The organism is Niallia sp. Marseille-Q9988 (assembly GCF_976954375.1).
Window position 1 is genome coordinate 41,920 of record NZ_CDRJSZ010000001.1, and the last position, 25,803, is coordinate 67,722.

The window sequence follows — 25,803 nt, forward strand, 5'->3', positions numbered from 1 at the left end:
ATTCACCATTGTAATACCCCTGTATAAATAAGTAAAATCAAGCTTTTTTTCGTTATTCATAAAATTTTTTTATGGATAACAGCTATTTTTGCATAAACAAAAATTTATAATTATACAAATATGACAAAAAAAAGAGAATCACATACTCATTCTCTTTCTACGAATTTTTCATATATCGAACAAACTCAGCTACTGTCGCGAGACTCATCGATTCTTCTCTATAATACATCCACGTTCTTCTTTTCATTTCCTGACCATTTTTAAAAATAAGCGGAGCATTATATAAATCGTCCGTCTGCTTTAAAAAAACACTAGGGATAATCGCATAACCAAGCCCTTTTTTCACCATTTCCTTACACGTTTCATAGCTATCCACTTGCATCGTTACTATAGGTGGTTCAATAAACCTTTGATTCCACCAATATTCAACGCTTTGCTCGAAAGGATTATATGGACTTGTCTTATACTTCAGAAGTACTTTAGGCTCTTTTCTATTAATCATCGGCATCTGAGGAAGCTTTTTTACATCAATCGGTTCGTTTGCAATAATACAGACATTCTCTTCGCTAAGTAGGTATTTCCCATCTGACCAGTTATAATCTCCTCTTACAATCGCCACATCAATTTGCCCATCTACTAGTAAATCCATCATTTCCGTACTAAATCCAGTATCTACATTCAATTCGACTTTCGGAAACATCTTTATATAATCCTTTAAAATCGACGGCAAATTGTACAAACCAAAGTGACTATTCACACCAATTTTCAAACTTCCAATCAGTTCATTTTCCAAATTTAGCAGAAATTCTTTCGTCTTGCGCAAATCGCTAAGAATTCTTTTTGCATACTCTACTAAATGTTCGCCAGCTGGTGTCAGTCTTATATTTTTCCCATTTTTAGAGAGGATTTCAACCTGAAATTCCTTTTCAAGTTGCCGTATGCGATAGGTCAAGGCAGGCTGTGTCATAAACAGATGTTCCGCTGCTTTCGTTATATTTTGCTCCTTCTGTAAATAGAGGAGCAACAAGCAATCCTTCTCATTCATTTCGTTTCCCCACCTGTTCTTAGATTATCTCCTATTTAAGCATAGAGGAATAATATTGACTAGACCTCTTTCTCCTCATTAAAATAAACTTGTTTTCCCATAACTCTATTTTCTTTCTTATAATAGAGAAACTAAATATGATAAAATGGATGAATGACTAAAAATGAGTGCATACATTTAGCTAACGCTTAATATAACATCCATCTTTTACTTATAGTAACTTAGGAGTGTACTTAGAATGAACAAAAAAGATATAGCAAACATTCGAAAACAATTCAAAATGAACAACGATCTACTTAGAATTACAGACATGTTTAATGTCTATGTCATGAAAGAATCGAGTGATATATTCCATTATCAAAGCCAACCATTCGGAATGCTTGACCAAGACCAACAAGAGTTATTTTTGCATAACTTTAAAAAATTACTTGCCGGCAATTTAGATGAAAAACTCTTTGAATTAAAGTTTCAAAGGGATGCAGAGAATAATAGCCAGCTTATTTTACATAAAGGATTACTTAGCTCTGAAGTAGAAGATTGGAAAGACCAAATGCTGCAGATGGTGGAAAAGATGCTTAATAGCAGACAATATGAAAAGGATATTGTCATTACATTCATTCGCGGAGAATATTTAAAGCCAAAGAAACGCCGCAATGCAGAGTCCGAAGAAAGTGAAAGAGATACGGTTTTCTCCCATCCTTTCATTTTATGCAGCATTAATAACACACAAGAGCCAAAAAAAGAATTGCTATTTGATTATGTAGAGAAAGAATTTAAATACAATATTGTTGTTGACCCCATTATTAATCTGAATGCACCCATGGGTGGATTTCTTTTCCCAAGCTTCACAGATAATGCGGCAGATGTTAATCATATTCTCTATGCTGCGGGCAAGATTCATGAACCGGATTATCAATTTATCGAAGAAGTGCTCAACGGCGAAGAAATGATGACTGCTCAAGATGATAAAATCGTGTTTGAAGAAATAATTAAGGACGTAACCGGAGATCAGCTAAGCACCTCTACTCTTTCCAATGTTTATGAAGAAATTTACCGGATGATTGTAGAAAATGAAGAAGAAGAAGTTCCAAAATTAGATTCCAAAGACGTCGAACAAGTCTTAAAAATGAGTGGCGTGGAGGATATTAATCCAGAAAAAGTTGAATTTGCTTTCAAAAAGATCATTGATGATGATAAGTACGAGTTAAAAGCAACTAATATCTTGCCAAAATTCACATCAAAGTCGATTAAAATCAGCACAAAAATTGCCAATATCGCAATAAGTCCACCAGACTTACGATATGTAAAACAAATCGAATTTAGCGGAAAAAGGTACTTGATGATCGAAGTCGAAGAAGACACCGTAATCGAAGGATTTACAATGATTCCCGAAGCTTTTGGCGGAAGTTCAGAAGAAGAATAAGATTCAAAGAGAGGTTGGGACAAAAGCATTTCAACCAACAACAAACACGAACTATAATGTAATTAATTTACAAAAAGTTCGTGTTTGTTTTTTAGAAAAAGGTTTAAAAACGAAGTGTAATGGAGCGGAAGACGCTCGACTCCTGCGGGAAATAGAGGAAAGACTGAGACCCCGCAGCGCATGCGAGGAGGCTCAGCTTCCTCCCCGCGGAAAGCGAGCATCTGTAGCGCAATGGAACGACTTAGTTTTTAAACTTAACTATATTAAAAAACATAGATAACCATCATGAGAAAGTAGCTTTATTTAAGAGCTAAATTAAAGATTGTTCGTCTTTAAAGACTAGTTATTTACTTATGTCCCAGCCTCAATATATCTTCCATACCAATTTTCAACTTACTGCTCTAGTCGCCACTAACACCTTTATTGACTAGGTTATTTACTTTTATGTTTTTCGCGAATAATCCTGTATAAATAAGAACAGTCCCCACCATCACAATAATGCCAATGTAGACAGACATCATCGTTGGAATTAAAAATGCCCCGATAATAATACTAGCTCTTGCAATTAAATCTGCTCCACTAAATGACAAGTTGGAAAAAGCAGAGTAAGATCCACGTTTATCGCTTGGAATCATATTCGCCTGCTCTGCATTTCGAATCGGTGAATAAATTAATTCGCCTATCGTTGCTATCAAATTAAATAAAACAAGCATATACCACGTGTTTGACGAAGTAACAGTCGCATATCCAATTCCATATAGAATAAGACCTGTTATTAAAGCATTCTTTTTATTCATCTTATCTGTGAACCGATTGATAATAAAAGTAAAACAAACTACAAGCAGCATATTTTCTATATTTAATATACTTAGCATTCGTACCCCAACAATTTCAAAGCTTCCAATACGAACTGCTTCAAAAGTTTCAGCAAGGCGAATCCCAATATAACTATTTAATGAAAATTCAGCTGCAAAAATAAAGGTGGAGCCTGCAACCACTTTTACAAAGGCTACATCTTTAAACGCCACTTTATAATTGCTAATTAAGTCAACCAAGACATTCTTGTGCTTTTTGTGTAACTGATTTGTGAACTTGTCCTGCAGCCAAATCCCATAGGCAATTGGAATCATTGTAGATGTACAAGTCAGCATGATGAATAATTCTTTCTGATGATTCAAATATAAAAGTCCTCCAATTGCTGCCCCAATAGCCATCGATAAATTCACTAGCCAGTAATCCAGTGTATAAACGGCCTTTCTATTTTCTGGTGTTGTGGAATCAATAATAATCGCATGCATTGCAGGTCTCCCTAGACTGCTTGTAATAATAAATCCAACATACGCCAAAGCAAACAAGACAATTACTTTATTGGTCGGAAATAGACTGATCGTCATGATTAAAAAGAAGAGTGCATTCAGCCAGGATGTTATCATTAAAACCTTTTTTCTGGGAAAGCGGTCAGAAATGTATCCTCCAACTAAATTAATCATAAATCCGATAACCACAGTACTAATCAAAAATAACCCCGCCCAAATTTTGTTTAATTCCTGTGCAAAGAATAAAGCCATAAATGGCATAACAGCTGATGAAACCGCCCGATTAAAGAAAGAGGTAATCATCCTAACTTTGATATTTCTCGGTAATTCCTTCCATTTCATGTTGTCTCCCCCTTGTTATTACTGTATATTAAACTAGACGAATAATTCTAAAAATAGACAATTAATAAAACAACGTCCCCTTTTAGGAGGAAAAAGGATGGATAACAAATTACTTACACTTTGGAGATATTATCCTTCAGGCAGTATTCGAATGGAGGAAATTTCTGAAACCTTGCAATTGAGCTCGAAACAAACAACACGTTATTTAAAAAAATGGATGGAGGAAGGCTGGCTATCCTTTACACCCGGACGAGGACGCGGAAACATTTCAACATTGGTATGGAAAAAAGAGGTGGAAAGTTCTTACGAAAAAGAGGTTTTAAAGCGAATTGATCTGGAACCAGTAGAACAAACAAGCAAATACTTAATGTATAATTGGTCCACAAACAGCAAAATGAGGTTAATGAATAAATTTCATACAAAACTTGGCTTTGTCCAAGAGTCGAATGATAAATTAATCGTACCAAAAAGATATCCATTCCATTCCACCCATCCACTTGAAGCTGGGGATGTCTTCAGTGCCCATTTAGTGGCAAACGTGTTTAATCGGCTTGTCACTCATACAGAAGAAGGGAAAGTATTACCTGAAATTGCCCATAGTTGGGATAGCACCACTTCTAAACTAAGACTCTATTTAAAAAAGGATATTAAATTTCATGACGGTTCCGTTTTGACAGCAAATGATGTGGCCGAATGCCTTGAAAAACTTCGGACACATGCTTATTACAAAGATTTATGGACACCTGTCAAAAGTATCGAAGTAAAGTCTCCACTTATACTGGATATTATCCATCCCAATGGATGCACCTATATCCTTCCTATGCTTAGTATGATGTGTGCAAGCATCTATAGAGAGACGAATGAAAAAATATTGGGCACCGGTTACTTCATCCTTCAACAAAACATCGATAAAAAAACAACTTTAACTGCTTTTCAAGATCATTTTCGAGAGAGGCCATTAATTGATGTAGTAGAATTCATTCAAGTTCCTGAGGATTTTAAAGGAATCTATCATTCTCCTATGGAAAAGGATACCTCTTCCTCCATCGAAGTAGAAAGCGACTCGGGGTTTGGTATCATCGTAATGAACTCCTGTAGAAATTCTGCTATTAGACAGAAGCGAGTAAGAGATTACCTCCATTGGATTATCGCTAAAAATCGTCACACAATTGGTGACCTAAGTTCAAGACTAATACCGAATGATAAGAGTATAATAGTCGGTCAAAATCAACAGCTGACTATTTCTGAAGTAGAACGGCCAACATTTTCTAAACCCATTGTGATAAGAGGTGCTAGACATACTGCTAATACCACACAATGGCTTGCAGAAATATTCGCAAAAGAAAAAATCCCTATAGATATTCAATGGTTTTCCTTTGCTGATATATTAACAAAGCATCCTAAGACATTAGATGTAGATCTTTTCGTACATGGAGAAGTTTTTGAATTCAATCAAGATTTTTCCTTTTACTATTTTTTAATGAATGGGTTTTCTCCTCTTTCCCAAATGATAGCAAACAATGGAACACTTACAAACTTAATGGGAAAATATAAGGATACACCATTTGAACAATGGACAGCTTTAAACCTAGAAATCGAAAAAAAATTGATTAATCAATCGATTATGATTCCACTTTATTATCAAAAGCGATATATTCCATTTTCAACCGATATAAGCAATATTAAAATTAGCCATTTTGGCTATGTAGATTTTTCAAAAGTATGGGTTCGGCCGAAAGAATGAGTGGTATAGGAAAGACACAATCTCAGGATTTTTTTAATGAAATGCATTATTAACTTAGTAAAACAGCACATAGAGTTCCAGAAGATATGGCAATATAAAAAGATACACTGCTGGACTCTATGGAAAGGAACTAAACAGATGAAGATTCGCTTTGGCTATGTGGCAAATGCATTAGGATTATGGGATGCAAGTCCTTCAAAGGCTTTAACCTTCTCTCGATATTCAGCCCTTCCTAAACAGGAAGCCACAGAAAAGCTACTTGCTGTTACGGCTCAAAATTTAAAAAATACGAAAAGAATTCTCTACTATAATGCCGCCAATGAGATTTCATTGTATCGGTTATCCAGTTCGTTAGTGCCATTAGCAACTCATCCAGAGTTAGAATGGGATTTCATTACTCCCTTTAAAGAGCAATGGAGAGAACTTGGCCAATTAATTAGACAATTTAAACTTCGGGTTAGTTTTCATCCCAATCAATTTACACTTTTTACTAGCCCTAGAGAAGAAGTAACCATAAATGCTGTAAAGGATATGGAATTTCATTATAAAATGCTAAAAGCCATGGATGTACTCGATACTAGTATCATTAATATTCATATTGGTGGGGCATATGGAGATAAAAATACTTCTTTACGTCGATTTCATCAGAATATAAAACAATTGCCTGTAGAAATCAAAAATCAAATGACGCTTGAAAATGACGATAAAACGTATAACGTGAAAGAAACACTGATAACTTGTGAACAAGAAAACATTCCGATGATTCTTGATTATCATCATCATATGGCAAATAACGAGGATATAGATTTATCTCTTTATTTAGAAAGAATTTTTAACACATGGAATAACAAAAAAATGGTCCCTAAAGTACATATTTCTTCACCAAAATCGATCCAAGCCTTTCGTTCTCATGCTGACTTTGTTTCCATTGACTTTGTACTCCCCTTTTTAAAAATGGCAAAAAATCTTAAACAGGATTTTGACATTATGATAGAAGCAAAACAAAAAAACCTTGCCATGTTGAAGCTGATTGAGGACATCGCATCTATTAGAGGAGTAAAACAGACTTCTGGTGGAACGATAGAATGGTAGGAATGACTTTTGAATTATATATTAAGAGGTGACATCTATTGACCATTGTCCGACTTGGATACGTTGCGATGAGCATGATTGTAAAAAATTCATCCCCATCAAAAACAATGACATATACTCAATTTCAGAAAATCGAGGATCGGGAAGCAGCACTCCGTAAGTTAGAACGGATTGCCTTACAAAACCTCCAGAATACCCTTCGCCTCTTAAGGCACACTGCAGCTTCCGATATACATTTTTATCGTTTAACTTCAAGGCTTATTCCGTTGGCAAACCATGAGGAACTTCTTGATTGGGATTATATGAAACCACTAAAGGAACCTTTAGGAGAATTGGGGGCATTTGCAAGAAAACACAAAATGAGAATCGATTTTCATCCTGATCACTTTGTTCTCCTTAATTCGCCTCAGAAGCATATTTTGAAAAACTCGATTAAAACGTTAAAATTGCACTATTTATTATTAAAAGGGATGGGCATAGATACAATGCATCGATGTGTCATGCATGTTGGAGGAAATTACAAGGACACAGAAGAGTCTTTAGAACGCTTTATAGAAAATTGGATGCTTGTCCCAAGATCACTTCAAACCATGATTATGCTTGAAAATGATGATACCTCCTTCACTTTTGAGAATACACTTTACTTATGTGAAAAATTAGGAATTCCGCTTGTATTTGATTATCACCACCATCTTGCTCACCATTCTAATAATCCCCATTGGGAAAGTAACTGGGACCGGGTCATCCAAACATGGAGAGATTCTTCTCTCCCCATTAAAATGCATATTTCGAGCCCAAAAAGTGATAAACTTTTTCGGCATCATGCCGATTATATCGATATAAATATGTTCTTCGATTTTCTAAAAAAGATTAACGGAAGTATAAGCCAAATCGACTGTATGATTGAAGCAAAAAAGAAAGATAAGGCACTTTTTAAACTTATGAAAGAAGTTAAATTACGAGGGGACGTGGAGATTATTGATGGCTCTTCTTTCCGTCTAAAGTAAAAGGAAAGAAGAGTCTGTTGAGTGATTCATTCATTTTCTAATGATAACTCTTGGGGCGGTTCACCGTGCATATTTAAAATCCGAACCACTTCAGGAGTTATTTGGAGATATACATAGTTTGGATCTTCAGGCCCTTCAAACCATTCTTGAAAAGAGTCATCCCAAAACTGTTTTTTCAATGTTTCTGTATTGTTAATAGCAGACTTCCCTGTTATTTCAATATACGTATCACTTTGCCCCTTTTCTTCATATCCTAACAATACAGCAACGTAAGGATTTTTTTCGATTTCCTCTATCTTTTCTGTATCCATTTGAGTTGGTGTATATAATGTTAAATCATCATTGTAATATGTCATATATCGTGAGTGGGGTTTATTATTTTCAACAGATGAAAGTATTCCTGTCCTATGACCTGAGATAATTTTAATAGCCTGATTTTTAATGTCTTGATTTGTCATAATCTGTTCTGCTCCTATTTATTGTTAATTTTCTACTTTTATTAGTGTTCTAATTGATTGAATTCCTGCATGCATTCTTGAACCAATGTAACCCCTTGACTCATAGTTGCTCCGCCTCCAAATGCAGCAGTTACACCCACAGCTTCTAAGATTTCCTGTTCGGAACAGCCTTGATCCAAACATCCCTTTGTATGATAAATAATACAGTACTCATCCTGTGCGTGAAGGCTGATTCCTAAAGCAATTAATTGCTTTTGTTTTTGAGATAAAGCTCCTTCTCCAAAACATGCTTCTGTAAAAGCATTAAATCTACTTGCAAATTCAGGCATCTTCCCAGTAAAATCACCAAGCCCTTTTTTATACGTTAACAGTGTAGTTTCGATTGAATTTCTAGCATCCATTTCTTAAACGCTCCTTTTTATCATTGTGTATATCAGCATTATTATGAGCAAAAATAGAACGATTTAATAAGCGGATTTCATTTCCCGCCACTTCCAAAAAAAGTAATACATACTTAAAGAATCCAATGTAAAAAATCTTAATAGATTGAATGTAGAAAGTGAGTGAATGACACTGTATAACGAAAACCAAACCTTTCAAGCCGGAGATATCGTCTATGTATTTTACAGAAACCCACATACCCAAGATGTAGCTAATATTCAAGCTGCAGCTATAGTTAAAAATCCTGACGATTCCAATCAATTATCTTTATTTTTATACGAAAATTACTATCCTCTATCTAACGAGGTTGCTGTATATACTACAGAAGAAGAAGCTCAGCAAGCTTACAATTACTATTATGGAGATGTTTCGGAAGGGAGATTGGAATGATTAAACCATTTACACCGAAGCTAGTTTATTTTGAACCAGATGCACTAAACTATCCATTAGGGAAAGAGCTACTTGAAAAGTTTGAGAAAATGGATGTAGAAATCCGGCACACAACTTCCCATAATCAAGTTAGAAACCTTCCTGGAGACAATGATTTTCAGCGTTACCGGGTAGCAAAATCAACCCTTGTCGTCGGCATTCGGAAGACGCTCAAATTCGATACCTCGAAGCCTTCTGCTGAATATGCCATTCCTTTTGCAACCGGCTGTATGGGACATTGTCACTATTGCTATTTGCAAACAACGATGGGAAGTAAGCCTTACATCCGTACCTATGTAAATGTTGATGAAATTTTAGAAGCTGCCGATCATTACATGCAGGAGCGCGCTCCTGAATTTACTCGATTTGAAGCATCTTGTACATCCGATATTGTCGGTATTGATCATTTAACCCATACCCTTAAACGTGCGATTGAACATTTCGGAGAATCGGATTACGGAAAACTGAGGTTTGTAACAAAGTTTCATCATGTTGATCACTTACTCGATGCCAAGCATAATGGAAAAACCCGCTTTCGTTTTAGTGTAAATGCTGATTATGTCATCAAGCATTTTGAGCCTGGAACCTCTCCTCTAGCAAAAAGAATCGAAGCTGCTGGAAAAGTCGCAAGAGCTGGATATCCCCTTGGATTTATTGTCGCTCCAATTTATCTCCATGAAGGATGGGAAGAAGGATATCTTCACATGTTCGAACGACTGGATGCTGAGTTGCCGGCCGAAGCAAAAAAGGATTTAACATTCGAATTTATCCAGCACCGTTTTACAAAACCAGCCAAAAGAGTCATACAAAAAAATTATCCGATGACAAAATTAGAGCTAGATGAGGAAAAACGAAGATATAAATGGGGAAAATATGGGATTGGGAAATATATTTATCAAAAAGAAGAAGAAGAAGATATTAAAAATCATCTTCATTCCTATATGAAAAAATTCTTTCCAGATGCTAAGTTAGAATATTTCACGTAACTAGTGGATACGGAAATGGTTACTTGATATAAAGATGTTTAAATAGCCACTTCACTTTAAAAAATAGCGGCAGCTTTCTAAATATTTTATTCAAAACCAAGCGATTCTTTTTAAATGGCTGTTTTCTAAAAGAGTGTTTCTTTTTCAATAGAAAAAACAAAATTAATTAGAAATACTGAGCTTTTGACTCCTTATGGTAAGCAAAGTGGATTCATCATAACAAACTTTACGAAAACAGCCTTTTAAATAGATTACTTTTTCTTATTCCATCTCATTCATCTTCTTCATCCTCTTCCAGCCAATCTAAAGAATAATAAATAGCACAAATATCATCATGATATCCCCATCCAATTCCATCTGTGTCACCGACAATCGAATAAAGACGATCTTTAAAAATGTTGTAAAATCCCTCGCTCTTATTGCATTCATTCACTACTTTGTTATACATGGAAACCATACTATTATAGAATTTTTCCTCTATATCACCATACGTATTGGTAAATTTTGTTCCAGTTTCAACAAAGTAAAGCATCAAATCTATTGTTTTACCCTCATCAGAGGAAAGTTTCTTAAAAGTTGAAATCGCATCTCTTGCTACTCCCAATCGCATTTTCGCAAAACCGCGCTCTGGGAAGAATTCATCCCTCACTATCTTTTTTGTTCTCTCATACAAGTCTTTAATGGCTTCTTCTCCTATAAACTTATTGGACAAATACTGCTGAACATCTTTATTAATTTTATACATCTCTGAAATTAACTGAATTAATTCATTTTGTTCCAACTGTTTTAGTTCTTTTTTTAGTTGATTTAGTTTTAATAATGCCATTTGTCCACCATTCCTTTACTATAAATTATTGCAAATGCTAATAGAATTTTCCAAAAGTATTCTACATAAAAAAGCTTTACTTTTATTTAAAGCAAAGCTTCACTAAAATGCAATTAAATTTTTCTATAAACAACACTATAATTTATCTAAATGCTAAGGAACCATATTACCAAACCATGCTAGAATCTGAGGATCTTCTATCTCCACACTCCCAATCGGAAACGGATTCCTTGATTCCGGTCCATGAAAATCACTTCCTCCAGAAATAAGAAGATTCCTATCTACTGCTAATCCTCTCCAATAGTCTTGGTCCTTCTTAGTATGTTTGGAGTGATACACTTCGATTCCATCCAAACCAGAATCGATTAAGTGATGAACATTAAAATCGTGCTTATACATTCCTGGATGAGCAAGAAAGGCAAGACCACCAGCCTCATGAATTAGCTTAATGGCATCCACTGCAGAAAAAGTTCCTCTTTCTTCAAAGCCTGGCTTCCCCTTTTTTAAAAGTTCTTCATACGCCTGTTTACTGTTGTGAAAGTATCCAGCTGCAACTAACTCATCTGCAATATGTGTTCTAACAAGAACTCCTTTTCCCACACGTGCAAGGCAATTTCCAAAAGAAATATTAAATCCTAGCGTCTTCAATTTTGCTACAATTCTTTTTCCCCATTGCAACCGATCCTCCACTCTCCAAAGGACATGTTCCTTTAAGCTTGGATGCTCTGGGTCAAAGTTGTAGCCTAAAATATGAAGTTCTCCTAAAGGACCATCTGTATTCAATTCAATCCCAGGAATAATTTTCAAGCTATTATTTCTATAGAATAGAGCCTCTTCATAACCCGCCAATACATCATGATCGGTAATCGAAATGATTTTTAGCCCCTTTTTTATACTATCTTCTACTATCTCTCGAGGATTCCAGGAACCATCTGAGTATTCAGAATGAATATGCAAATCAATCATCCTATTTCCTCCCTACCTGCTACCTACTAAAACAGCTTTTTGGGCTGTGCCAGTATATATTTTTAATGAAACAGAGTCACCTGGTAGGAATCTTTTTTCAAAAACAGAAGCATAAACATTAATCATCTCTTCACCAGACTGAATGCTGTAATGGATTTCATTCCCTTGAAATTGGGCAAATTGAACAATTCCAGTCATCTGATTCTGATCCACCTCGCCAAGCTTCCATTGCTCCGGGCGAACAGGATAAAGATTTTGAGCTTTTATTTCCTTTGCTATGCCAATATCTGTCCAAGAAACAGCAGGAAAATCAGCTGGAATAAATTTATCCTCATTCACCCACTCCCCTTTTATTAGATTGCCTTTCCCAACAAAAGTGGACACAAATACGGACTGCGGAGTATTATAAATACTTTCAGGTGTACCTATCTGCTCTATCTTCCCATGGTTCATTACAACAATTCTATCGGCCATCGCCAATGCTTCCCCTTGATCATGAGTAACATAGATAATTGTTGTACCCATTTTTCGGTGAATCGCGCCAATCTCTCTTCTCATTTCCATTCGAAGTTCTGCATCAAGCGCACTTAACGGCTCATCCATCAAGAGAAGTGACGGCTTTGGAACGATTGCCCGTGCTAGTGCAACACGTTGTTTTTGTCCACCGGAAAGTTCAGCAGGATAACGATCTTTCAAATGAGAAAGTCCTACCATTTCTAATGCTTCAGAGACCCTTTTTTCCTGCTCCTCCTTCGCATTTGTTTTGCCAAATCGATGATGCTTTAGGGGAAATCGAATATGCTCTTCTACTGTCATATGCGGCCATAATGCAAAAGATTGAAATACCATACTAATATTCCTTTTTTCAGGTGGGACAAGTTTACTGGAGCTTGCTGCTATTTCATCGTCTATGGAAATTGTTCCTTCTGTTGGTTTCATGAATCCTGCCAAAAGCCGTAGCAATGTAGTCTTCCCACATCCAGAAGGACCAAGTATAGCGATAAATTCTCCGTTTAATAGCTCCAAATCAATATTCTCAAGAGCCGTATAATTTCCATAATTCTTTTTTAACCCATCAATTCGAATCACTCTTCATCACCCTCTTCTTCCATATTTTTTCGAAAAGAACAAACAAAATCCCCATTGTTAATACTGCTGTTACAATCAATGTTGAAAATGCTGTGGAATAAGTGGAGTATCCAGCTTGCTCAAAACTAAAGATGACAACACCAATCGTTTCAGAGCCGCTTGACCATAAAAGACTTGAAACCGTAAGCTCCGTTAGAGCAGTCAAAAACACAAGAGCAGCCCCGCTTAATACTCCAGGCATAAGTAGTGGAAAAAGGATACTTTTCCATTTAACATACGCCCTTGCTCCTGAAGTTCTTGCTGCTTCCTCCATAGAAGGATCAATTTGCGAAAAGGCAGTCAGGCTTCCTCTCATTTGTAGAACCGTAAATCTAGTTATATAAGCAATCAATAAAATCCATATCGTTCCATAGACTCCTGGTTGCACACCTGGTAATGGCTGAAGCCACATTAAAATAATCGCCAAGGCAAATACCGTTCCTGGCAAAGCATACGGAATAGTAACAATGATTTCCGAAGCCTTCACAAAAAAGGATGGCTTTTTAAAGCGAATATAGGCAATCACTGTTCCAATAACCATACAGATTAACATAGTAGCAAGTGCTAGGGTTACGCTATTCCCTATCGCTGAACCGGTTTTAGCATCTTCAAATAGCAGATATCGGTAATTTTTCAAAGAAAGATTTTCCCACGAAAGCGATAATCCATATGCCCTGATAAAGGAGGTAGAAGCCATAACAATCAACGGCACAAGGGTTGTGAGCAACAAGAAAATCCATAGCGCTGACTCCGCAACGTTCCTCCACCCCCGCGTGAGATAATATCTTGGCTCTGTATCTCTTGCAGTTGTTTCACTTACATTACTTTTTCTAATAATCGCCCATTGCACCACTGTACCAATTAACGCGATCACGCCAAGAATAACGGAAAGTACAGCGGCTCTGGAAAAGGCAGATGGTCCATATCCAATTATCTGTTCATAAATATAAGTACTTAATACACGAATATTTGCTGGAATACCAAGAAAAGCAGGAATGCCAAAGTTATCAATATTAGATAGAAAAGCAAGAATACCACCACTAGCAATCCCTGGCAGCGCCATTGGAAGGATAACTTTTCGAAATACAACTCCACCAGACGCTCCGGAAGTGCTGGCAGCATATTTCAGCTCTCTTGGAATACGACGAAATACCTCCACACTCATCAAATACACAAGGGGATAATGAGAAAGCCCAAGTACAAAAATAATTCCTCCCATACTGTACAAATTAACAGATTCATTAAATAGAAACTGGATGGGACCATTTCCTCCAAAAAACTGAACCCAAGCAAGTGTTGAGATATAGGAGGGGATTAAAAACGGTAAAAAGATAAGCAATTGCAGCCATTTTTTTGCCCGGATATTCACATATGCCATTGTAAAGGCAAGCCCTACTCCTATAACTAAGGAAAGTACTGTACTGGAAATCGTAATAATAATGGTATTTTGAATCGTCCTCCAGGTTGCTTTTTCTAATAGTATTTCCTGATAAAGCATGAGACCAACTTCTTCTCCATTGGAAACACTCAGCCAAACAAGACGACAAACAGGAAGCAAAAATACAAAGATAAGCAACAGAAAGCCGGGAACGCCCCACCAATTACGGGTAAAATAAGAAAAGGAGAACGGAGATAAAGCTTCCGTTTTCCTTTCTGAACTCTGAACATGTGAGTTCATTCTGTCCACTCCTTCTTAAAAAATGTTCTATTCGCTGATAACTGTTTCAAATTCTTTTTTATCAGCATCTCTTGTCTTATACAATTCCTGCACATCTTCCGAAAGGACCTTTATTTCATCAATTGTTTTTAGTCCTTCAGGAGCTTCTATCCCTTTACGAATTGGAGTATAGCCAAGCTCTGCAGCAAGCTTTTGTCCATCTTCTGAAAGAACGAAATCAACAAAAGCCTTTGCTGCTTCTACATTTTGTGCGTCCTTCATGATTCCAATGGGTTCCGTAATAACTGGCACACCCTCTTCTGGATAAATGAGCTCAACTGGAGATCCCTCTGCTTTAGCACGTGTAACGAGATAGTCAACAATCATTCCATAGTCCTTTTCTCCGCCGGCAACACCTTTAAGTACATCGCCATTCCCCTTTGTTACTGTTACATCGTTTGCAGCAATATTTTTATAAAAATCCCAGCCAAATGTATCTTGACGTGTAAACACACCTAAATTATAAGCAGCAGCACCAGAGTATAACGGGCTTGGCATAATAATTTTTCCTTTTACCTCTTTAGAAGTCAGCGCATTCCAACTCGTAGGCATTTCTTTTACATTTTCGGTATTTACAACTAAGCCAGTTGCCATAACCTTTGTTCCAAAGTAAGTATGATCGGAATCAATAAGTTCGGAAGGGATTTCAGCAGCTTCTTCTGTTTCATATGCTTGAAGCATATCTTCTTCCTTTAAGCTTTCAAATGTTACTGCATCTGCAACCAACAGTACATCAGCCTGAATCTTTCCAGCCATTTTTTCCGCTTTAATTTTTGAGATTACTTCTTCTGTACCAGAGCGGAAGGTTTCTACCTTTACATCAGGATATTTAGCTTGAAATCCTTCTACCAATTTGGCCGCATCTGCATCCGGCTGAGAAGTATAAAAATGGAGAGATCCCTCTACCTTCGCCTCTGTATTATTCGTATCTTCTGAAGCATTACTTGTCTCACTGCTTTCCTTACTACCGCAGCCTGCAGCAAAAGCCATCAATATTCCAAACATTAATATAAGCATCCATTTACGCATAATCTATTTCCTCCTCATCTGTACTAGCAAAAGTTAAATGGGAAAACCATCGTTCAATTTGTTCTTGTTTTCTTTTATGAAACGTCCTAAACTCAATCGGTGATACAGTGACAAACCCTGTTCTTAGTAAAAGAAAGTCACTATCCTCCTCAAAATCTTTCATATTATGTAGCTGATCCTTTAACCAATAGTAAACTTGTCCATGGGGGTCGTTTAAACCGACATAGGAATAGCGAGCAACCTTCATATCAAGTGGAACAATACGGACTCCCTTACACATCTCCCTTGATAAATAAGGTAAATTTACATTCAAGAAAATCCCCTTTGGAATCTTGTTCTGCAAAAGCACCTCCATAATAGGATAAAATAGCCTTTTTACTTTTTCATAATTAATGTCCATGTCAGAAAAGGCATTTAATGATACTGCCACAGCAGGAATGCCGTAAAGTAATCCTTCTATAGCCCCAGCCATTGTTCCTGAGTAATAAAGGTCACGACCTAGATTTGGTCCAAGATTTATTCCGGAAATAACAAAGTCAGGCTGCTGTTTCATTAATACTTCCATCCCCAGCTTCACACAATCTGCTGGTGTTCCATTAACTGCCCAACAACCTTTTACACCAGGAAATAGGGGAAGTGGCTTTGCCTTTAAAGGCACTCTCAACGTAATCGAATGACTGACTGCGCTTCTTTCCTGATCTGGACAGACCACATATACATCAGCAAAATGCTGCAACACTTCAACCAGCGCCTGAAGACCAGGAGCAAAAATGCCATCATCGTTTGTCACTAGAATCTTCATTGAGGCACCTCCTTCTGTATTTCCAGGCTTTTTAAATAGTGAAGATTATGCTTCCACCAATTTAGATTTTCCGATGCATCGAAACCTTCGACCACTACGGGGAGAGATGTGATAGCAAAAAACTCTCTCAGCATATTACGATCTAGTATGCCAGTACCAAGGGGAACATGTAGCTGACTTTCGGTATTATCACTAACATGAATTTTGTCCACATTTATTAAGTCGGCAAAGGCACGCCCGGGAGCTCCCTCCGAAATATGAGCAACATCAAAGGTTGTTTTCAGTTCCGGTATAAAGCTTGCAATCAATCGATTCATCGTATCAGGGCTTGTCACAAATTCCTTTGCTTTTACCTCCATTAATTCTATGCTAAGGGTTTTCTTATACTGCTTCGCTGTTTCTATTAAAGTAAAAATAGATTCCATCATTAAAGTCTCATATATTTCCTGTTTCATTTGGGGAAGAGTCAGCCTCCCTGGGTGGAATGTAATAGAGTCTGCACCTATCTCATCTGCTAGCTTAATGGAATGTTGAATTTGCCTTACAGAGCTTTCTCTTATTTCTTTTTCTATAGAGCAAATGTTCAAGTCCCAGCTTGCGGCATGCATAGTCAGGTTGATAGACTGATCTAGATTCGCTTTACGGATTTTTTCTGGATTTGTTCCGTGAAACCATACCTGCTCTGCCCAAACCTCCAATCCTGATAATTCATTCTTTTTGGCAATCTGTACCACTTCGTCTACTGGATAAGCCCAAGCTAACGTTGAAGCAAAATGCATAAAACTCCCTCACTCCTTTGATAGAATTATTAACAATGTTGTTTCTTCTATAATTAAATTCTAGAAAATAAATATAAAGGTACTTTGGGGAGTAATGTAAAATTATTATTAATAAGGCGCAGGAGATTTTTTGAGAGATGTTTGATTTATCAATAAAAACGATATCTTTTGTAAAGTGAAAGTAAACTTTTTACATTACGTTAAAATGCACGACTAATTATGAGAATGATTATTTACAGCATTTTTTAAATCTAGATATTTACAGCGGAAAAGAAGCAAATTTTTCACAATGTAAAAAATCCTCCTGCTATGGCAGAGGGATTTAAATCTAACTTTATATTCAAGAACAATTCTTATATTCCCTTTTAATAAACAACTACCTTTTTCATTTTCAAGAAAAATTCAATATGCTCTCTTAAAAATTCAACATAACGATCTACCTCTTCCATCGTTGAATAAGGAGAGATTGTGAAAAACTTATGTGCATATATAGATACTCGCTTATTGGAATCGGCTGCTTCTACAAGACGCTGTTTTTTTGTATTTCCAAAGAAGACGGTATCTCGTTCAGCACCAATTATTTCGGCAAACTCGTCATTAAATTGATTAATTTCATTTATTTCTTCCACTGTTAAAAGTCCACCTGATTCATCCTTCCATTTAGAAGTTTCAGGATAAAAGCGGAATGTTGTAATCGGCGAAACTTCATTCGTAATTGCCACATTTGAAATTTCCCTTGTTAACGTCTCTCTAAATTTCATATTAACGCGAAGATAGTTGGCTAGAAGCTTTTGATACCCTTCCATCCCAAATGCTAATAAAGATGCATAGATGGAAAGAGCACTTCCCATTCGCGAACATTCTAATGTGTAGCCTGTATGATAGCTTCCATAGCCACGATTCCCAACATACGGAGTTTCCTCTTCGTCTAAATCAACATACTTCAGATTCTCTCTATTTTTAATTAAAAATAAACTCGTAATATACGGAGTTTGACCTAGCTTATGAAAATCAAAGACCATACTATCTGCAAGCTTGATCTGCTTAAACTTCTGCTGGTAGGATTTCAATACTACCTTAACATTGTCTTCCAATTGAAGTGGGTTATTATCAAAGCCGTACGCATTAAAGAAGGTGTACAATCCTCCCATTGCTGAGTCGGCATGAATATAGATGGGGCTAAGACCATGCTTGCGCTCTAGCTCTTCCGCTAGATGCTTCATGGCCTCTATATCATCAATCCCAAATGTATCAGTTGTTCCCATTGTTGCAAGTATATAAAGTGGAACACCGCCTTTTGAAATTACCTGCTCCATTTTTTCTTTTAAATCTTGGAGATTCATAGAATGATCCTGATTCACCTTCACACGAATCATGTTTTCTACCCCAATCCCCGTTGCTTCTACAGATTTATACAAGCTGTAGTGGGATAACTCTGAACAGAAGCAATAAAGATTTTTCGGAATCCCCTTTTGATTAGAGGAAGGTGCATAACGGGCAATTGCAAGGCGTAAAGAATTAAACACCGCTCCTTGTCCTCCCCAAGTTGTATATCCAGCACTTAGATTTTCATCATAGCCAATTAGCTTGGACAGCATACTTGTTATTTCGACCTCCGCTGTAGCGGCCGCCGGACCTTCTACATCCCAAAGGTTGTTCCCATTGACAAGCACCATAACTAAATTCCCAATGATACTAGCAATATTCGGAAGGGGCGCCGCATTGGCTACATAGTTTCGATTTACATATCGATGTCCTTCCACTAATTTTAGAAGCTTCTGCATCACTTCCTCCATGGATACACCCATTTTCGGAACATCTGCCTTTTCAATAACACGATTATAGTAGTCCTCTGTGTATTCTGGCATTTCTCCTAGAGTTAGTTTGTTAGGATCCTTTAATTCATCTATTTTCGTTAAAATGGTTTTAAAGTAGGACAATAATTCCTCTCTTTGAAAGTTGTTCCCGTCCATGCTTGGGAATAATTGTTGTATTTCCTTCATTATTTGACCTCCGTGATGTTCTTGCTAGAAGTAGCTTTTATTTAAACAAAGCTATAATCCAATCTGATAATCCTGCCGCATCTAAGAAAACGACAATAATCGCAATGGGAACGATGTACTTCAACAGAAAATAACAAATGGAAAAGAATGTGTATCTTACATTCGATCCTTGCTTTAATTCCGCAAATAAATCTTCTCTTGGAATTTTTCGCGATACAAAAATCGCGATTAATAAGGCACCTAATGGCATTAAAATATTACTAACCGTGTAATCCATCAAATCAAAAATAGTCTTATTAAAAAGATGGACATCTGCAAGTACACCATAAGATAGACAGGATGGAACACCAACAATAAAAATCAGCATCCCAATTATCCATGTACTTTTCTTCCGTTTACTTGCATCATTTTTCGTAACTGCTGATACTATAATTTCAATCATAGAGAATGCTGAAGTGAAAGCGGCAAATAAGAATAATAGTAAAAATGCCAAGAGGAAAAGCATCCCAAAAGGCATATGGGCAAACACTGCAGGTAAAACCGAGAATATTAAAACCGGCCCTGCATTCGGTTCCATGCCAAAGGAGAAAACACCTGGAAAAATAGCTAATCCCGCTAATAAAGCTATAACAATATTTAAGATAATAATAGAAATAGCTGATTGAGGTAGATTTTGTGTTTTAGGTAAATAAGAAGCATATGTAAGCATAACCGAAACACCTAAAGATAATGTGAAAAATGCTTGCCCAAGGGCAAATAGGATACTCTCAGATGTCAGCTTTGAAAAATCTGGTACAAGTAAAAATTTCACACCCTCCATTGCTCCATCCAAGCTTAAAGAACGAATCACTAGTATTAAAAACAAAAGCAATAACGCTGGCATCATGACTTTACTTGCTAACTCAATCCCTTTTTGAATCCCTTGAGCAACGACAAGGATTGTGACAAGCATAAATACAAGCTGTGCCGCAATAGTCGGATATGGGTTAGAAATAATGTCGCCAAAAAGCTCTCCATATTGATCCTGAGTCAATCCAGCTAATCCACCGCTCAAAAGCTTCACAATGTATAAAATAATCCAGCCACCAACAACGCTATAAAATGATAGCAGTAAAAAGCTTGTAAAAACACCGAGTTTCCCGATAAAGTTCCACTTTGGATTTAATGCTAGCTTGCCATATGTTTGAACCGGATTACTTTGTCCCATTCTCCCAATCATAAATTCTCCTAATAATAAGGGCATTCCCAATACTAATGTAAAAACTAAAAATAATAAGAGAAAGGCTCCGCCGCCACCTGTTCCAGCTACATAAGGGAATTTCCATATAGCTCCTAATCCTATCGCTGATCCAGCTGCAGCTAAAACAAATCCTATTTTTGATTTCCATTGCTCTTGTTGTGCCATTTCTACTCCCTTTCCTTTTGAATACTATCCTTCTGCTACGATAGACAAATCCAAATAAAAAAAGTCCACACCAAGGAGGACGTAAAAAAGCAATATATTGCTTGATTAGTAACTATCCAACCTTTTCGGCAACCCGGCTACCATAGAAGTACTTCTTTAGGCCCGCAGCTTTGCGTCCTCATCTTTCAATGAGTTTGCTATTTTCGAAGGAATATTACAAAATACTTTATTAAAATAAATTATTTCAATTAATCTACAAATGAAAGCTTCTCACAAGTTTAATCACCTATGAGAAGCAGTTTCCAACTTAACTGGCTACACTACCCTTACCTTCAATTTGTTGACCCACTTCTGTTTCAACACCCTGATTCCACGTAGAAAGTAGTTTGTCTACATCATTTTTCAATTCCAAAAGATTCTCCGCTTCCTGAACTAGTTTTTGAATCGTTTGTAGCTCTCCATCACTAATCCCGATTAATTCCTCAAACATTTCAACAGATTCTCGCGAAATAGCCGCTATCTGAACAATCGTTGTCATGATTTGTTGAGAAGCCGAGGATAATTCTTCTGTGCTCGCAGAAGAATTTTCATTATTTTCAGCAATGACCTTTGTAGTAGAGAGAATTTGTTCGAACATCGTACCAACTTCTAAAATATTCGTGTTCGTGTCTTTAAACTCTTCTGTACCCTGCTGCATTGAATTCACAACTATCCCTGTTTCCTCTTGGATATTTCTTACAATATTTGATACTTCAGAAGATGATTGACGGGACTGTTCAGCCAGTTTTCGCACCTCATCAGCTACGACTGCAAAACCTTTACCATGTTCCCCCGCACGAGCTGCTTCTATTGCCGCATTCAATGCCAATAAGTTAATTTGCTCAGATATTCCTGTAATTACCTTTACAATTGTACCAATTTCTTGAGACTTTTCTCCAAGCTTATTAATGGCATGAAAGGTTGTATTGATTGTTTGGTTAAATTGCTCCATTTTTTCTAAAGAGTCCTTAAGCTTTACATTTCCTTCTTGCGTCAATTCTAAAGTAGTATTAGACTGTTCCGAAATTTGATTGGACCTTATCGATAAATCTTCGATGGCCTGGGCCATTTCTTCCATTGATAGGGCGCTTTCCTCTGTTGCTACTAATTGTTTTTGTAATCCTCTACCTACCTCATCGATTGCTGCTCGGACAATATCAGCTTTCTCCATAGCATTTTCACCAATTCCAGCTAGATTTTCTCCTTTTGTATGGACATTTTTTGAAAAAGAAAAAAACTTTTCCCTTACACGATCTAAAAACGCAATTAGTTCATTAAATGTAATATGATAAGAACTTGTCCCATCTACTTTGCCACTTCTATTTCCTGCAGCTATTTCTTTCATCCCGTTTATTATTTCTTTGTTAATAGATGGATGATGTTTCAGCGAAAAATATCGGTAAGCAAAATACACTGTTGTTCCCAATAAGATAACAATAATAGCTAATAATATAGCCTCCATAATAAATAACTCTCCTATTTATAAAATTTAATTAGACTGCTGAAAGTTTAAATTTCTTTAATAATTATATAAGTGCCGTCAGCAATCGTTGTAGGAATATCTTTTAATCTACTATTCTCTTGATATTTATGAACAATATAATTTCCTTCTACATCTTTATATTTTTCCATCTCGTAATATTTCTCCATCACACGTATAGATTTAGGATTTGTCGCTTCTGCTAAAACAGCCTTCAATCCTTGTGAAGAGGCTTTCGTTATTAGTGTGCTTCCTAATTGCTTAATAACATCGTGACGTTCCTGTTCGGCAGTTACACCTAACATGAATAAATGCAATATTTCTCCATCCTTTAGCTCTCTTCCATTTCGTTCTTTATAATCTGCTAGGAAACGTTTATCTACATCTTCTAAAACATGTAGAATAACATTCATATCAGAAAAAGAACCTTCAAACACATCTTCTCCAATAATCTCTGGCGCATTTATATCTCCAGCTAGAACACCAACAACCTGTTGATTACTATCTAAAGCGACTGCACAATATCCTTGCTCCACAGTAGATTCTATATATTCTTTCGTAAACTGATAAAAATCTTCATAATCTATATTTAAAAGACCTACCATTGGCTCTTGAACCAACTTCCCTGCTATATTCAATCCTATAAATGAGCTTGCAAGACAGTCAGCTGCCTTTTCAATCAAAGCCGTTTGTCCTTTTGATAGAATTTCATATGTATATAACGTTTGTACTTGTTGCACTTGATGACTCCCTTTTCAATTAAAATATATAACTCTCTTAAAATAATTTATACCTAACTTACATAGAGTGAGATACTTGATCAATAATTTTACCTGCGAACTCAATTCTTTCTAAGGCATTTCTAATTTGCACTTGGGCAATTTTAGAAGAAGGCTTTACAACAAGAACTTCCTTAAAACCTAAGCCAGAGTAAAATTGCATCGTTTGTTCCAATTGTGGTACAACTTTTGATGGGACTGGTGTTTGGTGAGTAGCATCCACAACAAAGGTATAATCTCGTCTTGACACTTTATTAATCGTCTCTTGCAAATCCACCATATATTCCTCTGCGTCTTCCTCTCTCATCAATCCATGAACCTGTACATGGATTTCTTTCGAGCCTTCATTAATCGCCATTTTATACTTCTTTTTGTCTACTACAATCATATCTATTCTCCTTTTCCTTATATCCATGTTTTCATCTTTTTTCCAAGAAGTCCAAAATAAATAAAGCTATCCCAGGAATAGACAGGGATAGCCAAATAATCGTTGGTGGTTATTTCTGGCAACCCGACTATCATTATCCAGAAGGATTTTAGACTCGTAGCTTTGCGTCCTTACCTTTCGATAAGTTTGCCTTTTTCAATTTTAGAAAACTTCAGTACTATTTTCACGAATACAAATCACTACTTCATTATAAAGAACTTGTCATTTTTTGTCGATACTAGTATTTTTTATTCATATCAAATATACAAAAATAGTACTAATTACTCTATTCCGTTTCGCAACCACAAAATAAAAACCCCTTCCTCCTAAAATGTCGAAAATACGACAATTACTAGGAGGAACAGGCCAATATAGATTACTAATCTATTATTATGTCATTAAACATTTGCCCAAATACCGACACTCTTTATCTCCTTATACTCAGGCTGCCAAACAGCATCGACCACGGCTTTTGGAATATCTGTAAGCTCCACTCTTGCTATCCCTTCGTTTAGAGCAGCCTTTGCTACTTCTATTGCAACATAGATAGATACATCATGTAATTTCTCAACCGAAGGAAGCAAGGAAGCTCCAGGTTGGTTGGGTTCACACATCTCAGCAACTGCATTTGCTGCTGCCGCAAACATTCCTTTTGAAATAACTTGCGCTTTTGAAACAATGGCTCCAAGCCCTAGTCCTGGGAACACAAATGCGTTATTTGACTGACCGATCTCATAGCAAACACCGTTATATTCTACATTGGCAAAGGGGCTTCCTGTGGCAATTAGCGCCTTACCATCCGTCCATTTAATCAAATTTTCTGGAACTGCTTCCGCAAGTTGTGTAGGGTTGGACATTGGCATGATAATTGGACGTTCCACATGCTTTGCCATCTCTTTCACAATTTCCTCCGAAAAAGCTCCCCCTTGGCCGGAAGTACCAATGAGGATGGTTGGTTTCACCCTTTTCACCACTTCCAATAATGAAATGATTCCGTCCTCATTTTGATCCCACTCCTTTACTTCCTCCGCTTTTCTTACATAAGGCATTTGGAAATTCAGTACATCTGGTGTTTCATCTGTCAGTAGCCCTCGATAGTCAATAGCCCAAAAATGATCATAAGCCTCTTTTTTTGTTAATCCTTGATTTTCCATGGCATCAACTATTTGGTCTGCGTTACCGAGACCACCAGCACCCGGTCCAAAGACAATAATACGTTGATCCTTCAGAGAATCTCCTGTAACTTTTAACGCAGACATAACAGCAGCAAGTGTCACAGCACCTGTTCCTTGGATGTCATCATTAAAGGTAAGGATTTTGTCACCATATTTATCCAAGATATTTCGTGCATTTACATTTCCAAGATCCTCCCAATGAAGAAGTACTTCTGGGAAAAACTTTCTTGAAGTATGAACAAATAAATCAATGAAATCATCGTAACGCTCACCACGGACACGAGGGAACTTATTACCAATATAGATAGGGTCTTCAATTAAAGACTGATTGTTCGTACCAACATCCAATACAACCGGCAGAACACGGCTTGGATCAATACCAGCTGCCGCTGTATATACTGCTAGTTTACCTATTGCAATATTAATACCGCCTACTCCTTGATCCCCTATACCGAGGATACTTTCAGAGTCCGTAACAACGATTAAGTCAATGTCATTTCTGGACTTCCCTAGATTATAAAATGCTTTTTCAACCCCTTCAGGGTGATCAATGGAAAGATACAATCCATCTGGACGATGGTAGCTATGAGAGTATGACTGGATAGCATCACCGACAGTTGGGGTATAAACGATTGGAAGCATCTCTGCTAAGTGTTCTTTTAAAAATCGATAATACAAAACGACATTTCGATTATATAAATCGTTAAGCAAGCCGTATTTAAAAAGATTGGTGGTCCGCATCGAATATTGCTCATAGATTCTGTTTACTTGTTCTTCAAGTGTAAGTACTTGTGGCGGCAATAGACCATCAAGTCCCAGATTTTCTCTTTCCTCTTTCGTAAAAGCAACACCTTTATTTAAAAAGGGATTGGAGAGAATTTCTTTTCCTTTTAATGTTGTGATAATTACATTTTCAGACACACTCATAGTGGTAGATCCTTCTTTCTATATGAAATTAAACTATT

Annotated in this window: 23 protein-coding genes and 2 riboswitches; of the genes, 6 read left to right on the forward strand and 17 right to left on the reverse strand. The window is 36.7% G+C overall.

Annotation, left to right across the window (positions count from 1 at the left end; all coding sequences use genetic code 11):
• Positions 1-157 precede the first annotated feature (157 nt).
• Positions 158-1,045: a LysR substrate-binding domain-containing protein gene (locus ACWNMZ_RS00190; protein ID WP_441994197.1), complete on the reverse strand. Its 888-nt coding sequence runs from the start codon at positions 1,043-1,045 to the stop codon at positions 158-160.
• Positions 1,046-1,283: 238 nt separating this feature from the next.
• On the opposite strand from ACWNMZ_RS00190, the gene ACWNMZ_RS00195 reads away from it, so the two are divergent.
• Positions 1,284-2,468: a DUF4317 domain-containing protein gene (locus tag ACWNMZ_RS00195; RefSeq protein ID WP_441994198.1), complete on the forward strand. Its 1,185-nt coding sequence runs from the start codon at positions 1,284-1,286 to the stop codon at positions 2,466-2,468.
• Positions 2,469-2,869: 401 nt separating this feature from the next.
• On the opposite strand, the gene ACWNMZ_RS00200 is transcribed toward ACWNMZ_RS00195, so the two are convergent.
• Positions 2,870-4,126: an MDR family MFS transporter gene (locus tag ACWNMZ_RS00200; RefSeq protein WP_235251854.1), complete on the reverse strand. Its 1,257-nt coding sequence runs from the start codon at positions 4,124-4,126 to the stop codon at positions 2,870-2,872.
• Between the two features lie 97 nt (positions 4,127-4,223).
• Between ACWNMZ_RS00200 and ACWNMZ_RS00205 the strand changes: the two genes are divergently transcribed.
• The 3 genes from ACWNMZ_RS00205 to uvsE (ACWNMZ_RS00215) all read left to right on the forward strand — a co-directional run bounded on the left by ACWNMZ_RS00205 (position 4,224) and on the right by uvsE (ACWNMZ_RS00215) (position 7,969).
• On the forward strand, positions 4,224-5,870 hold the full coding sequence (locus ACWNMZ_RS00205; RefSeq protein WP_031538974.1) for an ABC transporter substrate-binding protein: 1,647 nt from the start codon (positions 4,224-4,226) through the stop codon (positions 5,868-5,870).
• A 138-nt stretch (positions 5,871-6,008) separates the two neighbouring features.
• The gene (uvsE, locus tag ACWNMZ_RS00210) at positions 6,009-6,962 is read left to right on the forward strand and encodes a UV DNA damage repair endonuclease UvsE (RefSeq protein WP_031538976.1); all 954 of its coding nucleotides are present in this window, start codon (positions 6,009-6,011) and stop codon (positions 6,960-6,962) included.
• A 38-nt stretch (positions 6,963-7,000) separates the two neighbouring features.
• Positions 7,001-7,969, forward strand: coding sequence for a UV DNA damage repair endonuclease UvsE (gene uvsE, locus ACWNMZ_RS00215; RefSeq protein ID WP_048716405.1), 969 nt, complete (start codon positions 7,001-7,003; stop codon positions 7,967-7,969).
• Positions 7,970-7,995: 26 nt separating this feature from the next.
• Here the strand turns inward: uvsE (ACWNMZ_RS00215) and ACWNMZ_RS00220 are convergent, their stop codons facing one another.
• Complete coding sequence (locus ACWNMZ_RS00220) at positions 7,996-8,427, reverse strand: pyridoxamine 5'-phosphate oxidase family protein (RefSeq protein WP_031538978.1); 432 nt, start codon at positions 8,425-8,427, stop codon at positions 7,996-7,998.
• A gap of 41 nt (positions 8,428-8,468) precedes the next feature.
• Positions 8,469-8,828: a carboxymuconolactone decarboxylase family protein gene (locus ACWNMZ_RS00225; protein WP_031538981.1), complete on the reverse strand. Its 360-nt coding sequence runs from the start codon at positions 8,826-8,828 to the stop codon at positions 8,469-8,471.
• 166 nt (positions 8,829-8,994) lie between these two features.
• Between ACWNMZ_RS00225 and ACWNMZ_RS00230 the strand changes: the two genes are divergently transcribed.
• Both ACWNMZ_RS00230 and splB read left to right on the forward strand, forming a co-directional pair.
• Positions 8,995-9,258 carry a transcriptional regulator SplA domain-containing protein gene (locus ACWNMZ_RS00230; RefSeq protein ID WP_031538982.1) on the forward strand — a complete coding sequence of 88 codons (264 nt, stop codon included), beginning with the start codon at positions 8,995-8,997 and terminating at the stop codon, positions 9,256-9,258.
• Entirely contained in the window at positions 9,255-10,283 is a 1,029-nt protein-coding gene (gene splB / locus ACWNMZ_RS00235) for a spore photoproduct lyase (protein WP_031538983.1), read from the forward strand. Before ACWNMZ_RS00230 ends, splB begins: the two co-directional genes overlap by 4 nt.
• A 271-nt stretch (positions 10,284-10,554) precedes the next feature.
• On the opposite strand, the gene ACWNMZ_RS00240 is transcribed toward splB, so the two are convergent.
• The 13 genes from ACWNMZ_RS00240 to ACWNMZ_RS00300 all read right to left on the reverse strand — a co-directional run bounded on the left by ACWNMZ_RS00240 (position 10,555) and on the right by ACWNMZ_RS00300 (position 25,765).
• Positions 10,555-11,109, reverse strand: a complete 555-nt coding sequence (locus tag ACWNMZ_RS00240) for a DUF6155 family protein (protein WP_031538984.1) — start codon at positions 11,107-11,109, stop codon at positions 10,555-10,557.
• Between the two features lie 153 nt (positions 11,110-11,262).
• Positions 11,263-12,075, reverse strand: coding sequence for a PHP domain-containing protein (locus ACWNMZ_RS00245; protein ID WP_031538985.1), 813 nt, complete (start codon positions 12,073-12,075; stop codon positions 11,263-11,265).
• A 12-nt stretch (positions 12,076-12,087) separates the two neighbouring features.
• Positions 12,088-13,164, reverse strand: coding sequence for an ABC transporter ATP-binding protein (locus ACWNMZ_RS00250; RefSeq protein ID WP_031538988.1), 1,077 nt, complete (start codon positions 13,162-13,164; stop codon positions 12,088-12,090).
• Positions 13,151-14,881 carry an ABC transporter permease gene (locus ACWNMZ_RS00255; protein ID WP_031538990.1) on the reverse strand — a complete coding sequence of 577 codons (1,731 nt, stop codon included), beginning with the start codon at positions 14,879-14,881 and terminating at the stop codon, positions 13,151-13,153. The genes ACWNMZ_RS00250 and ACWNMZ_RS00255 overlap by 14 nt, the downstream gene beginning before the upstream one ends.
• 27 nt (positions 14,882-14,908) lie before the next feature.
• A complete protein-coding gene (locus ACWNMZ_RS00260) occupies positions 14,909-15,949 on the reverse strand; it encodes an ABC transporter substrate-binding protein (protein ID WP_155986775.1) in 1,041 nt (346 codons plus the stop codon).
• On the reverse strand, positions 15,942-16,751 hold the full coding sequence (surE, locus tag ACWNMZ_RS00265; RefSeq protein WP_449598252.1) for a 5'/3'-nucleotidase SurE: 810 nt from the start codon (positions 16,749-16,751) through the stop codon (positions 15,942-15,944). Before surE ends, ACWNMZ_RS00260 begins: the two co-directional genes overlap by 8 nt.
• Positions 16,748-17,530: a sugar phosphate isomerase/epimerase family protein gene (locus ACWNMZ_RS00270; protein WP_031538995.1), complete on the reverse strand. Its 783-nt coding sequence runs from the start codon at positions 17,528-17,530 to the stop codon at positions 16,748-16,750. Before ACWNMZ_RS00270 ends, surE begins: the two co-directional genes overlap by 4 nt.
• A gap of 365 nt (positions 17,531-17,895) precedes the next feature.
• Positions 17,896-19,533: a pyridoxal phosphate-dependent decarboxylase family protein gene (locus ACWNMZ_RS00275; protein WP_031538996.1), complete on the reverse strand. Its 1,638-nt coding sequence runs from the start codon at positions 19,531-19,533 to the stop codon at positions 17,896-17,898.
• A gap of 37 nt (positions 19,534-19,570) precedes the next feature.
• Positions 19,571-20,938 carry a sodium-dependent transporter gene (locus ACWNMZ_RS00280; RefSeq protein ID WP_449598253.1) on the reverse strand — a complete coding sequence of 456 codons (1,368 nt, stop codon included), beginning with the start codon at positions 20,936-20,938 and terminating at the stop codon, positions 19,571-19,573.
• 124 nt (positions 20,939-21,062) lie between these two features.
• Positions 21,063-21,147, reverse strand: a riboswitch (cyclic di-GMP riboswitch).
• 98 nt (positions 21,148-21,245) lie between these two features.
• Positions 21,246-22,439: a methyl-accepting chemotaxis protein gene (locus ACWNMZ_RS00285; protein WP_048716385.1), complete on the reverse strand. Its 1,194-nt coding sequence runs from the start codon at positions 22,437-22,439 to the stop codon at positions 21,246-21,248.
• Between the two features lie 47 nt (positions 22,440-22,486).
• Positions 22,487-23,197 (reverse strand): hypothetical protein, encoded by a 711-nt coding sequence (locus tag ACWNMZ_RS00290; protein WP_031538999.1) that lies wholly within the window; start codon positions 23,195-23,197, stop codon positions 22,487-22,489.
• Positions 23,198-23,255: 58 nt separating this feature from the next.
• On the reverse strand, positions 23,256-23,624 hold the full coding sequence (locus tag ACWNMZ_RS00295) for a hypothetical protein (protein WP_441131494.1): 369 nt from the start codon (positions 23,622-23,624) through the stop codon (positions 23,256-23,258).
• A gap of 114 nt (positions 23,625-23,738) precedes the next feature.
• Positions 23,739-23,825, reverse strand: a riboswitch (cyclic di-GMP riboswitch).
• A 236-nt stretch (positions 23,826-24,061) separates the two neighbouring features.
• A complete protein-coding gene (locus tag ACWNMZ_RS00300; RefSeq protein WP_048716382.1) occupies positions 24,062-25,765 on the reverse strand; it encodes an NAD-dependent malic enzyme in 1,704 nt (567 codons plus the stop codon).
• Between the last annotated feature and the right edge of the window lie 38 nt (positions 25,766-25,803).

Excerpts from the sequence above, each read along its gene's own strand:
- ACWNMZ_RS00190 (WP_441994197.1), bottom strand. The coding sequence starts at position 1,045 with ATGAATGAGAAGGATTGCTTGTTGCTCCTCTATTTACAGAAGGAGCAA.
- ACWNMZ_RS00195 (WP_441994198.1), top strand. The coding sequence starts at position 1,284 with ATGAACAAAAAAGATATAGCAAACATTCGAAAACAATTCAAAATGAAC.
- ACWNMZ_RS00200 (WP_235251854.1), bottom strand. The coding sequence starts at position 4,126 with ATGAAATGGAAGGAATTACCGAGAAATATCAAAGTTAGGATGATTACC.
- ACWNMZ_RS00205 (WP_031538974.1), top strand. The coding sequence starts at position 4,224 with ATGGATAACAAATTACTTACACTTTGGAGATATTATCCTTCAGGCAGT.
- uvsE (WP_031538976.1), top strand. The coding sequence starts at position 6,009 with ATGAAGATTCGCTTTGGCTATGTGGCAAATGCATTAGGATTATGGGAT.
- ACWNMZ_RS00220 (WP_031538978.1), bottom strand. The coding sequence starts at position 8,427 with ATGACAAATCAAGACATTAAAAATCAGGCTATTAAAATTATCTCAGGT.
- ACWNMZ_RS00225 (WP_031538981.1), bottom strand. The coding sequence starts at position 8,828 with ATGGATGCTAGAAATTCAATCGAAACTACACTGTTAACGTATAAAAAA.
- ACWNMZ_RS00230 (WP_031538982.1), top strand. The coding sequence starts at position 8,995 with ATGACACTGTATAACGAAAACCAAACCTTTCAAGCCGGAGATATCGTC.
- splB (WP_031538983.1), top strand. The coding sequence starts at position 9,255 with ATGATTAAACCATTTACACCGAAGCTAGTTTATTTTGAACCAGATGCA.
- ACWNMZ_RS00240 (WP_031538984.1), bottom strand. The coding sequence starts at position 11,109 with ATGGCATTATTAAAACTAAATCAACTAAAAAAAGAACTAAAACAGTTG.
- ACWNMZ_RS00245 (WP_031538985.1), bottom strand. The coding sequence starts at position 12,075 with ATGATTGATTTGCATATTCATTCTGAATACTCAGATGGTTCCTGGAAT.
- ACWNMZ_RS00255 (WP_031538990.1), bottom strand. The coding sequence starts at position 14,881 with ATGAACTCACATGTTCAGAGTTCAGAAAGGAAAACGGAAGCTTTATCT.
- ACWNMZ_RS00260 (WP_155986775.1), bottom strand. The coding sequence starts at position 15,949 with ATGCGTAAATGGATGCTTATATTAATGTTTGGAATATTGATGGCTTTT.
- surE (WP_449598252.1), bottom strand. The coding sequence starts at position 16,751 with ATGAAGATTCTAGTGACAAACGATGATGGCATTTTTGCTCCTGGTCTT.
- ACWNMZ_RS00270 (WP_031538995.1), bottom strand. The coding sequence starts at position 17,530 with ATGCATTTTGCTTCAACGTTAGCTTGGGCTTATCCAGTAGACGAAGTG.
- ACWNMZ_RS00275 (WP_031538996.1), bottom strand. The coding sequence starts at position 19,533 with ATGAAGGAAATACAACAATTATTCCCAAGCATGGACGGGAACAACTTT.
- ACWNMZ_RS00280 (WP_449598253.1), bottom strand. The coding sequence starts at position 20,938 with ATGGCACAACAAGAGCAATGGAAATCAAAAATAGGATTTGTTTTAGCT.
- ACWNMZ_RS00285 (WP_048716385.1), bottom strand. The coding sequence starts at position 22,439 with ATGGAGGCTATATTATTAGCTATTATTGTTATCTTATTGGGAACAACA.
- ACWNMZ_RS00295 (WP_441131494.1), bottom strand. The coding sequence starts at position 23,624 with ATGATTGTAGTAGACAAAAAGAAGTATAAAATGGCGATTAATGAAGGC.
- ACWNMZ_RS00300 (WP_048716382.1), bottom strand. The coding sequence starts at position 25,765 with ATGAGTGTGTCTGAAAATGTAATTATCACAACATTAAAAGGAAAAGAA.